Source organism: Actinoplanes nipponensis (assembly GCF_016862275.1).
Taxonomy (GTDB): domain Bacteria; phylum Actinomycetota; class Actinomycetes; order Mycobacteriales; family Micromonosporaceae; genus Actinoplanes; species Actinoplanes nipponensis.
Genome location: NZ_BOMQ01000051.1, coordinates 1 through 11637, shown reverse-complemented (window position 1 = coordinate 11637; position 11637 = coordinate 1). Strand labels below are relative to the sequence as shown.

Below are 11637 nucleotides of genomic sequence, written 5' to 3'. Positions count from 1 at the left end.
CGGGTACCGGTCTACGGTCGGCCAGAGATACGGAACTGTTTCGTATCGCAAATCTCCGTCGACCTCAGGAGTGGCACTCCATGGACGTTCCTGCCGCAGAGAACTCCGGGCACCCCCGGCGCTGGGCCATCCTCGGCGTACTCGTCATCAGCCTGCTCGTGGTCGTGCTGGACAACACCGTCCTCAACGTCGCGCTGCGCACCATCGCCGACCCGCAGCGGGGGCTCGGCGCCGGCCAGAGCCAGCTCGAGTGGGCCATCAACTCGTACACCCTGGTCTTCGCCGGCCTGCTGTTCACCGCCGGCATCCTGGCCGACCGGCTCGGCCGGCGGATCACCCTGACCGTCGGCCTGGTGCTGTTCGGCCTCGCCTCGCTGGCCTCGGCCTACGCCCAGAGCGCCGACCAGCTCATCTGGGCCCGCGCGCTGATGGGCCTGGGCGCCGCCGCGGTCATGCCCTCGACCCTGTCGATCATCTCCAACGTGTTCGACCCCCGCGAGCGCGGCCGGGCCATCGGGGTCTGGGCCGGCGCCGTCGGCCTGGGCGTCGCCATCGGCCCGATCGTCGGCGGCCTGCTGCTCCAGCACTTCTGGTGGGGTTCGGTGTTCCTCATCAACGTGCCCGTGGTGATCGCCGGCGTGGTGCTGGTCAGCGTGCTGGTCCCCGAGTCGCGCGACCCGCGGCCGGGCCGCATCGACCTCGTCGGCGTGCTGCTGTCGATCGTCGGGCTCACCCTGCTCACCTACGGCGTCATCGAGGGCGGCGAGCAGGGCTTCGGCCGGCCGCAGGCGTGGATCCCGCTGGTCGCCTCGGTCGCGGTGCTGGCCGGCTTCGTGCTGTACGAGCGCCGCATCGCCTTCCCGTCGCTGGACGTCAAGCTCTTCGGCATCCCGCAGTTCTCCGCCTCGGTCGGCGCCATCGGCCTGGTGTTCTTCGCCGCCATGGGCGCGATGTTCTTCAGCGCCTTCTACCTGCAGCTGGTCCGCGGCTACGGCCCGCTGGCCTCCGGCGCGCTGTTCGTACCCTTCGCCGTGGCCCAGATGGTCTTCGCCCCGCGCAGCGCCGCCATGGTCAAGCGCTTCGGCCCCAAGCTGGTCAGCACCGTCGGCCTGATCCTGGTCGCGGCCGGCCTGGCCGGCTGGATGGTCGTCGGCGCGACGACGCCGATCTGGGTCGTCGGGGCGCTGTTCTTCCTCATGGGCGTCGGCATGGCCAACGTGATGCCGCCGGCGACCGAGGCGATCATGTCGGTGCTGCCGCGGGAGAAGGCCGGCGTCGGCTCGGCGGTCAGCAACACGATCCGCCAGATCGGCGGCGCCCTGGGCGTGGCCGCGCTGGGTGCGGTCGTCTCCTCCTCGTACCGCGACGACGTCACGACGGCCACGGCCGGACTGCCGACCGCCGCGCGCGAGGTCGCCCGGGAGTCGATCTCCGGCGCCTACGGCGTGGCCGAGCAGGCCGGCCCGGCCGGCGACGCGCTGATCCGGTCGGCCAACGACGCCTTCATCACCGCGATGCACCACGCCTCGATCGGCAGCACGATCTTCGCGCTGCTCGGTGCGCTGGTGGCGGCGATCTGGCTGCCGGGCAAGCGGCCGGCGACGGCGCCCGCGCCCACCTCCGCGGAGGGGCTCGCGGAGGAGCAGGGCATCGAGCTGGTCGACGCGTCATGACGGGGACAGGTGGCCACGACATGAAGGCTCGGTAACAATGGAGCCCATGACGACGGTCAGCGTTCAGGAACCGGCCGGCCAGGACCGCAAGGCGCCTGGCCGGCCGCGCAACGCGCAGGTCGATCACGCGATCATCCAGGCCGTCTTCGACCTGCTCGGCTCCGGCCAGAGCGCCGACTCCCTGTCGATGGAGGCGGTGGCGGCCAAGGCCGGCGTGGGCAAGGCGACCATCTACCGGCGCTGGGCCAACAAGGAGGCGCTGCTGGTCGACGCGGTCGCCGCCATGAAGGGCCCGCTGCCCGAGCTCGCCGGCGAGTCGGTCCGCGACGACCTCGTCATGCTCATCTCGGCCATGCGCAACAAGCGCATGGAGCACTACGGCAAGGTCACCGCGTGCCTGCTGCCGGAGATCGCGCGGAGCCCGGAGATGCGCCGGATCCACCAGAGCGTGATGGAGCCCCGCCGGGAGGTGCTGCGCGGGGTGCTGCGCCGCGGGATCGCCTCCGGTGAGCTGCGCGCCGACCTCGACGTGGAGCTGACCCTGCTGATGCTGTCCGGGCCGTCCTTCGCGCAGAACGTCATGCAGTGGAGCACCCGGGTCGCCGCCGACACCTTCGCCGAGGACCTGGTCGACGCCGTGCTCCGGGGCGCCGCGGCGTGACCGTCACCCTCGGCGACGTCCGCGAGGCCGCCGCCCGGCTGGACGGCGTCGCCCACCGCACCCCGGTGCTGCGCTCGCGCACCCTGGACCGGCTGGCCGGCGCCGAGGTGCACCTCAAGGCCGAGAACTTCCAGCGGGTCGGCGCCTTCAAGTTCCGCGGCGCGTTCAACGCCGTCTCCCGGCTCGACCCGCGCCGGCGGGCCCGGGGCGTCACGGCGTACTCGTCGGGCAACCACGCGCAGGCGGTCGCCCTGGCCGCCCGGGAGTTCGGCGCCACCGCGGTCATCCTGATGCCGGCCGACACCCCGGCGTCCAAGCGGGCGGCGACGGCCGGGTACGGCGCCGAGATCGTCACCTACGACCGCTACACCGGCGACCGGGTCGCGCTCGGCGCCGCGCTGGCGGCCGAGCGGGGGCTGGCGCTGATCCCGCCGTACGAGCACCCGCACGTGATCGCCGGGCAGGGCACCGCGGCGCTGGAGCTGCTGGAGCAGGCCGGCGAGCTCGACGCCCTGCTGACCCCGGTCGGCGGCGGCGGGCTGATGGCCGGCAGCGCGACCGCGGCCAAGGGGCTGCACCCGGCGATCCGCATGATCGGCGTGGAGCCCACGGCCGGTGACGACACCCGGCGCTCGCTGGCGGCGGGGGAGCGGGTCGCGATCCCGGTGCCGCGCACCATCGCCGACGGCCAGGCCGCGGAGATCCCCGGCGAGCTGACCTTCTCGATCAACCGCCGGCTGCTCGACGAGGTCGTGCTGGTCGACGACGACGAGATCCGCGACGCCATGCGGTTCGCCTTCGAGCGGCTGCGGATCGTGCTGGAGCCCAGCGGCGCCACCGGCCTGGCCGCGCTACTGGCCGGGCGGGTCCGGCCGCTGCCGCGCCGGGTGGGTGTCGTGCTGTCCGGCGGCAACATCGACGCCGTACGCTTCGCCGAGGTGGTCACCGGCGGGATTACTGTCGGGTAGCCGCCCGGACCCTGGTCAGCGGGGTCCGGGTTCTCCATGGTGTACGGCGTGGAGGAATCGATGACAGTCGCCTTCGACCGCGACAACGCCCAGCGCAGCGCCGTCGTGCTGCGCGACGAACGGCTGCAGATCATGCCGCCGGTGGACGGCCGGGGGTGGGCGCCCGCGCACATCGAGGTCGCCGACCTGTGTGCCGCCGAGTGTGCCGACATCGGCACCGTGCTCAACCACCTGACCACCGCGCAGGGGATCTTCGACGGGCTGCCGCCCCCGGCCGACAACCGGGTCGCCGCCTTCAACTCGCTCTACTTCACCATCACCGACCGGGTGGCCAAGGCGCTGCGCGGCACCGGGGTCCACGACAAGGACTTCCTGGAGCTGCTCGACGTCGAGTTCGCCAAGCGCTACTTCGCCGCGCTGCGTCTCTGGGGCGAGGAGGACACGGCCACCCCCGACGCCTGGGAGGTGCTGTTCCGCCGGGCCCAGGACCGGGGCGTGAGCAAGCTGGCCGCGGCCATGCTCGGCGTCAACGCGCACATCAACCACGACCTGGCGCTGGCCCTGGTCAGCACCTGGGAGCAGCTCGGCCCGCCGGACCCGGACAGGATCCACCCCGACTACCTGCTGATCAACCAGATCTTCTTCGAGGAGATCCCGGGGCTGCGCCGGCGGTATTCGACGCCGCTGCAGCTGCGGATCGACGCGCTGGTCGGCAACCTGGACGACTGGAGCCAGCGGGTGCTGGTCGCGGCGACCCGGGCGCACGCCTGGGAGCAGGCCGAACGGCTGTGGGCGCTGCGCGACGACGAGGACGACCTGGACCGGGCGCTGCTGGTGATGGACCGGGCCTCGGCGTACGTCGGCGAGCTGCTGCTGCTCGGCGACGAACTGGTCAACCGCGGCGGCCGGCTGCTGCACGGGGTCCGCGACGTCCTGCGGGGGGACCCGGACGACGACGTCAGCGGTCGCTGACCAGCCGGTTCCGGCCGGCGCGCTTGGCCGCGTAGAGGTGCTCGTCGGCGCGCCGGACGACCGTGTGCGCGTCGTCGTCGGCGCGCACCGCGGTGAGCCCGATGCTGGTGGTCACCCGCAGGCCGGGGGCCACGGCCGGCCAGTCGTAGCCGGCCACGGCCGCCCGCAGCGCCTCGCAGGTCCGCGCCGCGGCGGCCAGGCCGGTGTCCAGCACCAGGAAGAACTCCTCGCCGCCGTGCCGGCCGGCGTGCCCGGGCACCGCCTGCAGGATCTCCGCGACCCGGCACAGCACGAGGTCGCCGACGGCGTGGGTGTGGGTGTCGTTGATCTGCTTGAAGTGGTCCAGGTCGAGCAGCGCGACGGCGGCCGGCGCGCCCGCCGCCAGCACCGCGGCCAGCCGCGCGTCGGACCGGCGCCGGTTCCACAGCCCGGTGAGCGCGTCCCGCTCGGCCATCTCGCGGAACAGCTCGGTGTTGCGGTGGGCCTCGTCGACGGCGAACTGCGCGTGCGTGACCCGGGCCATGACCTCGCTCTGCTCGGTGCGGCGCACGGTCCAGGCCTCGTGGAAGTCGACCATCTCCCGGTACGCGGCCTCGAAGTCGCCCAGCTCGGCGTGGCAGCCGGCCAGCATCCGCAGGGCCAGCGCGTCGACGTCGCCCAGCCGGTCCCGGGCGGCGATCTCCCGGCACTTGGCCAGCGTCCGCATCGCCGTGCCGGTGTTGCCGTCCCGGCGCTGGATGTCGGCCAGGGTCATCAGCGCGGCCGGGATCGCGTCCGAGTCGGTCGGCGCGGCGCGCGCGATGGCCTCCTCGATCACCAGCGTGGCGTCCCGCGGCCGGCCGGTCTCCAGCAGGATGCGCGCCACGGTGTCGGCGCAGGAGGCGTTGAGCGGCTCCCCGCTGCGGTCGCTGTGCGAGCGCATCCGCTCGACCAGCGCGGCGGCGCTGTCCAGATCCCCGTGGGAGTAGGCACACCAGGCCCAGTTGTTCAGGTTGGCCAGGATCAGCGCCGGCCGCCCGCAGGCGTCGGCGAGCTGCTGCGCGGCCTCGAACTCGCTGTGCGAGATGCCGCCGATCCGCTGGTCGTTGACCTGCAGCGCCAGGATGATCGCGTGGTCCACCCGCAGGGCGAGCGGGTCGCCGTCGGTGAGCATCCGGTCGGCCTGGTACGCGTGCCGTACCGCCTCGGCGTTGTCGCCGGCCCGCCACAGCCCGCCGGCGACCACGGCGTGGGCGTGCGCGATGACCACCCGGTCGTCGCCGGCGGCCAGGATGTCCCGCGCCTGCCGGACCCCCTCGGCGACCCGCCCGCCGCGGTTGTCCAGCTCGGCCAGCACCAGCCGGCCCAGAGCGGCGTGCCGGGCGTCGCCGGCGGCGCTCGCCGCCCGGATCAGCTCACGGGCCCGGCCGGCCATCCCGTCGTGACGCACGTAGATGTCCGCGATCAGCGACTCGATCGTGGCCTCGGCGACTCCGGGGTGTACCTGCACGTCCCCGCCTATCGGCGCGTTCCGGCCCGTTCTGAGGGTCCGGGCCGGGGCGCCGCCCCGGGGCGGCGCGTGGTCCGGCGGGCGCACCGCCCGCCGGACCGGGGTCGTGGTCGTGCGTGACCTGCGGTGCGGTGAGGCTGCTGCCGGGCGGCGCAACCGCTCGCCCGGCAGCCGTTGCGAGGGTGTGGCTCGCGTTCCCGGGCGCGGCTCGCCGTCCGGTGGGCGCACCGCCCGGCCGAAGGCCAGCCTGCCGGGTTCCCGGCCGCTGTCCCGGGCGGCGCATCGCCTTCCGGGCGGCCGGTCGTGGCTCGGCCCGCCCGGGCGGCGCATCGCCTTCCGGGCGGCCGGTCGTGGGTGGTTCGGTGCCGGGTGCCCGGCGGGCGTCGCCGCCCGCCGGGCGTTCGGGAGGAGCAGGTCAGGAGCCGGCGAGCGCCGGAGCGGCCTCCTCGGCCCGGGCGGTGGCGCCGGTGCTGATCGCGATGCGCCTCGGCTTGGCGGCCTCGGCCACCGGGATGGTCAGGGTCAGGACCCCGTCCTGCCAGGTGGCGGCGATCTTGTCGAGGTCGAGACCGTCACCCAGGGTGAGCCGGCGCTCGAAGGTGCCGGTGGCGCGTTCGCGGCGTACCCACTGGACGTCGTTGTCGGTGCGGGCGCTGCGCTCCGCGCGGATCGTCAGCACCTTGCCGTCGACGTCCACCTGCACCGAGCCGGGGTCGACACCGGCCAGGTCGCAGTGCAGGACGAAATGGTCCCCCGAGCGGTACAGGTCCATGGGCATCGCCAGGGTGGCCGCGCCGCCCGCCGGGCCGCCGAACACCTGCCCGGCCAGCCGGTCGAACTCACGGAAAGGATCGAAAGTCAGCACCACGGAATCCACCTCCTCGACGGGGCCCGCCGGCCTGTCCGGCGGGCGCGTGGCGCTCGGCTAACAGATCAACTCTGCCGAGGTCGCACCGCCCGTCGTGGTGGTCCATCACCGCGATGAGCAGCAGCGACAAGACATTTTTAGCACTGCCGCCGGCGGAGTGCCAAGCGCTTCCGGGAGAAAATCCGGCTCTGGCAGGATCGGGTCATGCTTGTGGACCGGGCCGGCCGCCGTTACCCCCTCGACGAGCCGCGCTGGCGCGGTGACGACGGCTCCCCGCTGCTGGTCGAGCCGCTGCCCGGCATCACCCGCGACGACGTGGACGGCGCCGTCCGCTCCCAGTGGCGGTACGCGGCCGCGCTGCCGTACCCCCTCGACCGGCCGGTCACCCTCGGCGAGGGGTGCACCCCGCTGCTGGACCTCACCCTCGACGGCGTGCCGCTGGCGGTCAAGCCCGAATGGTTCAACCCGACCGCGAGCTTCAAGGACCGCGGCACCACCGTGATGATGTCGGTGCTGGCCGCGCAGGGCGTCACCGAGATGCTCGAGGACAGCAGCGGCAACGGCGGCTCGTCGGTGGCCGCGTACGCCGCGGCCGCCGGCATCCGGGCGACGATCCTGGCCCCGGAGTCCACGTCCCCGGCGAAGATCCGGCAGAGCCGGACGCACGGCGCGACGGTCGAGCTGGTCCCGGGCAGCCGCCAGGCCACCGCGGACGAGGCGGTACGCCGTTCGGCCTCGACGTACTACGCCAGCCACAACTGGCACCCGTACTTCCTGCAGGGCACCAAGCTGCTGGCGTACGAGATCTGGGAGGACCTGGGCTTCCGCGCGCCGGACGCGGTCGTGCTGCCGGCCGGGGCCGGCAGCCTGGTGCTCGGCTGCCACCTGGGCTTCGGTGAGCTGCTGCGCTCCGGCGCCATCGGCCACCGGCCCCGCCTGCTGGTGGCCCAGCCCGCGCACTGCAGCCCGTTGGTCGCCGCCTTCGCGGCCGGCGCGGCCACGGTCGCACCCGGCCCGTGGCGTCCGACGGTCGCCGAGGGCACGGCGATCGCGATGCCGGTCCGCGACCGGGAGGTGCTCGCGGCGATCCGCGAATCCGGCGGCGACCTGGCCGCGGTCGCCGAGGCCGACATCGCGCCGGCGACCTTCGAGCTGGCCGGCCGCGGCCTGTACGCCGAGCCGACCAGCGCGATCGTGGTGCCGGCGATCCGGGAGTTCCGGCGCCGGGGGACGCTGCGGGCCGGGGAGACGGCGGTGGTGGTGCTGACCGGGTCGGCGCTGAAGGCGGGGGACGCCGTCGGGCGGCTGCTGGACGAGCGCTGAGGCGGTCCCTCCGGTGCACGGGCCGGTGTGCCGCCGTCCGCGTGCGCTCAGCGGCCACCCTGGTCGGGAACCGCCGGGTCGGCGGGCGTGACCACCGGCAGCAGGGTCCGGCTGCGGCCCGGCCGCGGGTAGGCCTGCGCCGCGGCCGCCAGCCGGTGGGCGTGGTCGCGTTGCCGCTGCCAGTGCCCGTACAGCGCGCCCCGCTGCGACAGCCGGTCCACCTCCCGGACGGTCTCCGGGTCCACGTCGCCGGCCGGCGCGTCGCGCCAGGGCGTGCCCGGCAGCGGCATGAACGTGTGCGCGTGGATGCGGGCCCCCAGCTCCGCCAGCTCGCGGGCCAGCGACAGCGACGCCTGCACGTCGGCGTGGTCCTCGCCGGGCATCCCGAAGATCATGTCGACGTTGATCCGGAAGCCCTCCTCGATGGCCAGCCGGGCGGCCCGCCGGACCTGCTCGACGTCGTGGCCGCGTTTGGCCGCGGCCAGCACGCGGTCCGAGCCGGACTGCGCGCCCACGATGATGTTGGTGTTCGCGCAGTAGCGCCGGACCAGGCGCAGCGCCTCACGGCTCACGTGTTCCGGGCGGATCTCGCTGGGGAAGGAGCCGAAGAACACCCGTCCGCGCGGTCCGATCCCCTCGTGGCAGGAGGCCAGCAGGTCCTCCACGGCGGCCAGGTTCGGCTCGTCGGTCTGGCTGCCGTACGACAGCGCCGTCGGGGTGATGAAGCGGACGTCGCGCAGGCCGCGCTCGCGCATCCGGTCGACGTGCCAGCGGACGTCGGCCACGCTGCGGTGGCGGAACTTCGCGGAGAACATGAACGGGGTCTGGCAGAACCGACATGAGAAGACGCAGCCTCTCGTGATTTCGAGGGCGTTGAAGCGGTCCCATCGGAGGGAGAAGCCGCGGAAGTCGTCGAGCGGCCGCCGCTCGGGACGGCCGGTCTTGATGATGTCGCCGGCGGCGTCGCGGTAGACCAGGCCCGTGATGCCGGTGGGCGCGCCGACGGCGTCGACGAGCTTGAGCAGGGTGGTCTCTCCCTCGCCGACCGCCGCGATGTCCCAGCCGGCGTCCAGGGTCTGCACCGGCTCGGCGGTGGCGTGGACGCCGCCGGCGATGTGGAGCACGGACGGGCCGTCCGCCAGCCGGCGGACGAGAGCGAGCTCTTCTGCGAGTGCGGCGGCGTCGGGGGAGTAGAAGGACCAGAGGACGAGCACCTTGGCGCCGGTGGCGAGCGCGGCCCGGATGTGCTCGGCGGTCGATGCGGGGGTCTCGCCGAAGCGGACTTCGTATCGAGTGGTTGTCCCGTGCTGTTCCAAGGCGCCGAGAAGCACGTGGAAGCCGTACGTCACCGCCTTGCGGTAGCGCAGCACCAAGACCAGTTCAGGACCACTCATCCGGCGATTCTGTCAGTTCGTGGAGCGTGATCCCGACTGCGGCCCGGATCGGCCTGCTCGACCGTCGCACCGGGCGACAGCCTGTTCCGCGGGATGCGGCGGTCGGTAGCGGCTGCGGACGCTCACCCCGCCCGGATCGGTGCGGCGATGCAGTGCGCTTCAGCCCGGTCGACCACCAGATCCTCCGCCGTCGGGTACCGGCGGTGCAACGCGGCGACGGCATACTCATGGGTCAGACGGTTGAACGGCGCCTCCTGCATCCTGGCCACCGACTCCTGCACCACCGAGACGAAGTCGGCCGGCCACCGGACCCGGTGCACCGCCCGGACCACCCGGCTGTCCCGGTCGACCAGCACGATCCGCACCCCGTACGTGTCGTCGAACCCGGCCGGCCCCTCCGCGGCCGGAACCAGATGGGGATGGAACGTCACCTGTGCCCACGGCAACACCGGGCCGAGGCGGTACAACAGCACCGCCGCGGCGCCGGCGTCGACCCACGCGAATCGGGTCGGCGCCGCCGTGACCGCTTGGACCTCAAGCTCATGCGGGCGACTCAGCGCTATCAGCAACTCCACCGGCGCCCCGGTGACCATCGTCAGGCCGGCACCCTCCGGAAGCGTGACGCCCGGATCCAACCGGCTGCCCGTACTGAGGATCGTGTGCACACCATCAGCGTATGAGCGCGCGGGCGACCGCGGGGGCGCTTGGCCGACCACCTTCAGCATCGCCTCGTTCCGCCCTCGCGGGAGCCATGATCCGGCTAGGCTCGGCCGCGGGGCGTTCCGGCAGTGGAGGCGCGAAGGGGAGCTCGACGTGACCCTGAGCCTCGCCAGCCTCAATCTGCACTGCGGTCTCGACCGGCACGGCGTCGCGTACCCGGTGAAGAACGCCCTCGCCGCCCTCGACACCGACGTGGTCGTCGTGCAGGAGAACTGGCGGACCGGCCGCGCCGCGAGCATCGCCGCGGCGGCCGCGGCCGACTGCGGCTATCCGCACGTCGCCGAGCTCGACATGGTCACCGGCCGGTCGCTGGGCGAGCTGCGGATCGCCGGCGGCGCCGCCGCCGGCGAGCGGGGAGCCTGGGGTCTGGCCGTGCTCAGCCGGGTGCCCTGGCAGCACTGCGCCACCGTGCCGCTCGGCACGGCGGCCCGCGACCCGGTGGGCGCCCGGCTGGCCCAGGTCGTCACGTTCCCCGGGCTGAGGGTGGTGAACGTCCACCTGACCCACCGGCTCACCCGTGGTCCGAGCCAGTTGCGCCGGCTCCTGGCCGCGTTGCCGGCCCCGGCCGGGCCGACCGTCATCGCCGGGGACCTCAACATGTGCCGGCCGACCGTGCTGCTGGCCCGGCCGTACCGCCCGGCGCTGCGCGGCCGGACCTGGCCGGCGCACCGGCCGGTCGCCCAGATCGACCACGTGCTGCTCGGCCCCGGGATCACCGCCGTCACCGCGGCCGTCGCCCCCGCGGTCGGCTCCGACCACCTCCCCGTGGTCGTCACCCTCCGGGCCGGGCCGGCGCCGGACCCGACGCGGCAGCGCCGGGGCTCGTGACGAGCCCCGGCGCTGCCGTACACCGTGCGGTGCGCTTGGTCAGCGGCGCGCGTCGAGCACCACCGCCCAGCTGAGCAGCGTCGCCGCCTGCTTCTGGGTCAGGACCGCCTTGCGCCCGCTCGAGTGGATGATCACCTCGGCCATGTAGGGGACCAGGTTGCGCTTGTCCAGGGCCTTGTCGAAGGTCTGGACGGTCGCGGCCGGCGCGCCGGCGAGGTACTCGTGGGTGAGGTCCCGCAGCGTGCCGAGGCTCGTGGTCACCGTGTACGTGACGGCGGCGTCGGCGCCCTGGTTGCCGGCCTTGTCCACGGCCGCCGCGCAGAGCACGGTCTGCTTGCCGTTGGCCGCCGTGGTGACGAGCGGCTTCGGCTCCAGCGCCGCGCCCGAACCCTGGTCGGTGGTCCGGCAGGAGGCGGTCGGCACCGCGTCGGAGGCGTACACGGCGCCCTCGGCGACGCCCACGACGGTCGTGACCGGCGCGGTCCGGTCGACGTTGACCTTGACCTCGGCCGAGGCGGTGTTGCCGGCCCGGTCCGCGGCGTCGCCCGCCACGACGGTGCCCGTACCGTCGGTGGACACCACCTGGGCGGCGGGGCAGAGGGCCACGGCCGAGACCGCGTCGGCGCACTGGAAGGTGACCGTGGGGGCGGTGTTGTACCAGCCGGCGCCGTTGGGCCGGCCCTGCACGGTCGGCGTGATCACCGGGGCGGTCCGGTCCACGTCGACCGAGACCTGCGTGGT

Annotated in this window: 10 protein-coding genes and 1 pseudogene; 6 read left to right on the top strand and 5 right to left on the bottom strand. The window is 74.0% G+C overall.

Features of this window, described 5'->3' with window-relative positions; translation table 11 throughout:
• The first annotated feature begins 80 nt into the window (after positions 1-80).
• The 4 genes from Ani05nite_RS20245 to Ani05nite_RS20230 are packed head-to-tail and all read left to right on the top strand — an operon-like array spanning position 81 to position 4274.
• Complete coding sequence (locus Ani05nite_RS20245; RefSeq protein ID WP_203770368.1) at positions 81-1673, top strand: MFS transporter; 1593 nt, start codon at positions 81-83, stop codon at positions 1671-1673.
• 46 nt (positions 1674-1719) lie between these two features.
• Positions 1720-2334, top strand: coding sequence for a TetR/AcrR family transcriptional regulator (locus tag Ani05nite_RS20240; protein WP_239130418.1), 615 nt, complete (start codon positions 1720-1722; stop codon positions 2332-2334).
• Entirely contained in the window at positions 2331-3302 is a 972-nt protein-coding gene (locus Ani05nite_RS20235; RefSeq protein ID WP_203770364.1) for a threonine ammonia-lyase, read from the top strand. The genes Ani05nite_RS20240 and Ani05nite_RS20235 overlap by 4 nt, the downstream gene beginning before the upstream one ends.
• Positions 3303-3362: 60 nt before the next feature.
• Positions 3363-4274, top strand: a complete 912-nt coding sequence (locus Ani05nite_RS20230) for a DUF5995 family protein (RefSeq protein WP_239130416.1) — start codon at positions 3363-3365, stop codon at positions 4272-4274.
• Here Ani05nite_RS20230 and Ani05nite_RS20225 read toward each other — a convergent pair.
• Together Ani05nite_RS20225 and Ani05nite_RS20220 are read right to left on the bottom strand one after the other, a co-directional pair.
• Complete coding sequence (locus tag Ani05nite_RS20225) at positions 4261-5763, bottom strand: GGDEF domain-containing protein (protein WP_203770360.1); 1503 nt, start codon at positions 5761-5763, stop codon at positions 4261-4263. The genes Ani05nite_RS20230 and Ani05nite_RS20225 overlap by 14 nt on opposite strands.
• A gap of 415 nt (positions 5764-6178) precedes the next feature.
• Positions 6179-6631 carry an Hsp20/alpha crystallin family protein gene (locus tag Ani05nite_RS20220; protein WP_203770358.1) on the bottom strand — a complete coding sequence of 151 codons (453 nt, stop codon included), beginning with the start codon at positions 6629-6631 and terminating at the stop codon, positions 6179-6181.
• A 204-nt stretch (positions 6632-6835) separates the two neighbouring features.
• On the opposite strand from Ani05nite_RS20220, the gene Ani05nite_RS20215 reads away from it, so the two are divergent.
• On the top strand, positions 6836-7954 hold the full coding sequence (locus Ani05nite_RS20215; protein ID WP_203770356.1) for a threonine synthase: 1119 nt from the start codon (positions 6836-6838) through the stop codon (positions 7952-7954).
• A 47-nt stretch (positions 7955-8001) separates the two neighbouring features.
• Here Ani05nite_RS20215 and Ani05nite_RS20210 read toward each other — a convergent pair whose 3' ends face one another.
• Both Ani05nite_RS20210 and Ani05nite_RS20205 read right to left on the bottom strand, forming a co-directional pair.
• A complete protein-coding gene (locus Ani05nite_RS20210) occupies positions 8002-9348 on the bottom strand; it encodes a TIGR04013 family B12-binding domain/radical SAM domain-containing protein (RefSeq protein ID WP_203770354.1) in 1347 nt (448 codons plus the stop codon).
• Positions 9349-9470: 122 nt separating this feature from the next.
• Positions 9471-10073 carry a hypothetical protein gene (locus Ani05nite_RS20205; protein WP_239130414.1) on the bottom strand — a complete coding sequence of 201 codons (603 nt, stop codon included), beginning with the start codon at positions 10071-10073 and terminating at the stop codon, positions 9471-9473.
• 88 nt (positions 10074-10161) lie between these two features.
• On the opposite strand from Ani05nite_RS20205, the gene Ani05nite_RS20200 reads away from it, so the two are divergent.
• Entirely contained in the window at positions 10162-10896 is a 735-nt protein-coding gene (locus Ani05nite_RS20200) for an endonuclease/exonuclease/phosphatase family protein (RefSeq protein WP_203770352.1), read from the top strand.
• 39 nt (positions 10897-10935) lie between these two features.
• On the opposite strand, the pseudogene Ani05nite_RS20195 reads toward Ani05nite_RS20200, so the two are convergent.
• Positions 10936-11637 (bottom strand): annotated as a pseudogene (locus Ani05nite_RS20195) (Neogenin); the annotation flags it as partial.

Excerpts from the sequence above, each read along its gene's own strand:
- Ani05nite_RS20240 (WP_239130418.1), top strand. The coding sequence starts at position 1,720 with ATGACGACGGTCAGCGTTCAGGAACCGGCCGGCCAGGACCGCAAGGCG.
- Ani05nite_RS20230 (WP_239130416.1), top strand. The coding sequence starts at position 3,363 with ATGACAGTCGCCTTCGACCGCGACAACGCCCAGCGCAGCGCCGTCGTG.
- Ani05nite_RS20205 (WP_239130414.1), bottom strand. The coding sequence starts at position 10,073 with ATGCTGAAGGTGGTCGGCCAAGCGCCCCCGCGGTCGCCCGCGCGCTCA.
- Ani05nite_RS20215 (WP_203770356.1), top strand. The coding sequence starts at position 6,836 with ATGCTTGTGGACCGGGCCGGCCGCCGTTACCCCCTCGACGAGCCGCGC.
- Ani05nite_RS20210 (WP_203770354.1), bottom strand. The coding sequence starts at position 9,348 with ATGAGTGGTCCTGAACTGGTCTTGGTGCTGCGCTACCGCAAGGCGGTG.
- Ani05nite_RS20245 (WP_203770368.1), top strand. The coding sequence starts at position 81 with ATGGACGTTCCTGCCGCAGAGAACTCCGGGCACCCCCGGCGCTGGGCC.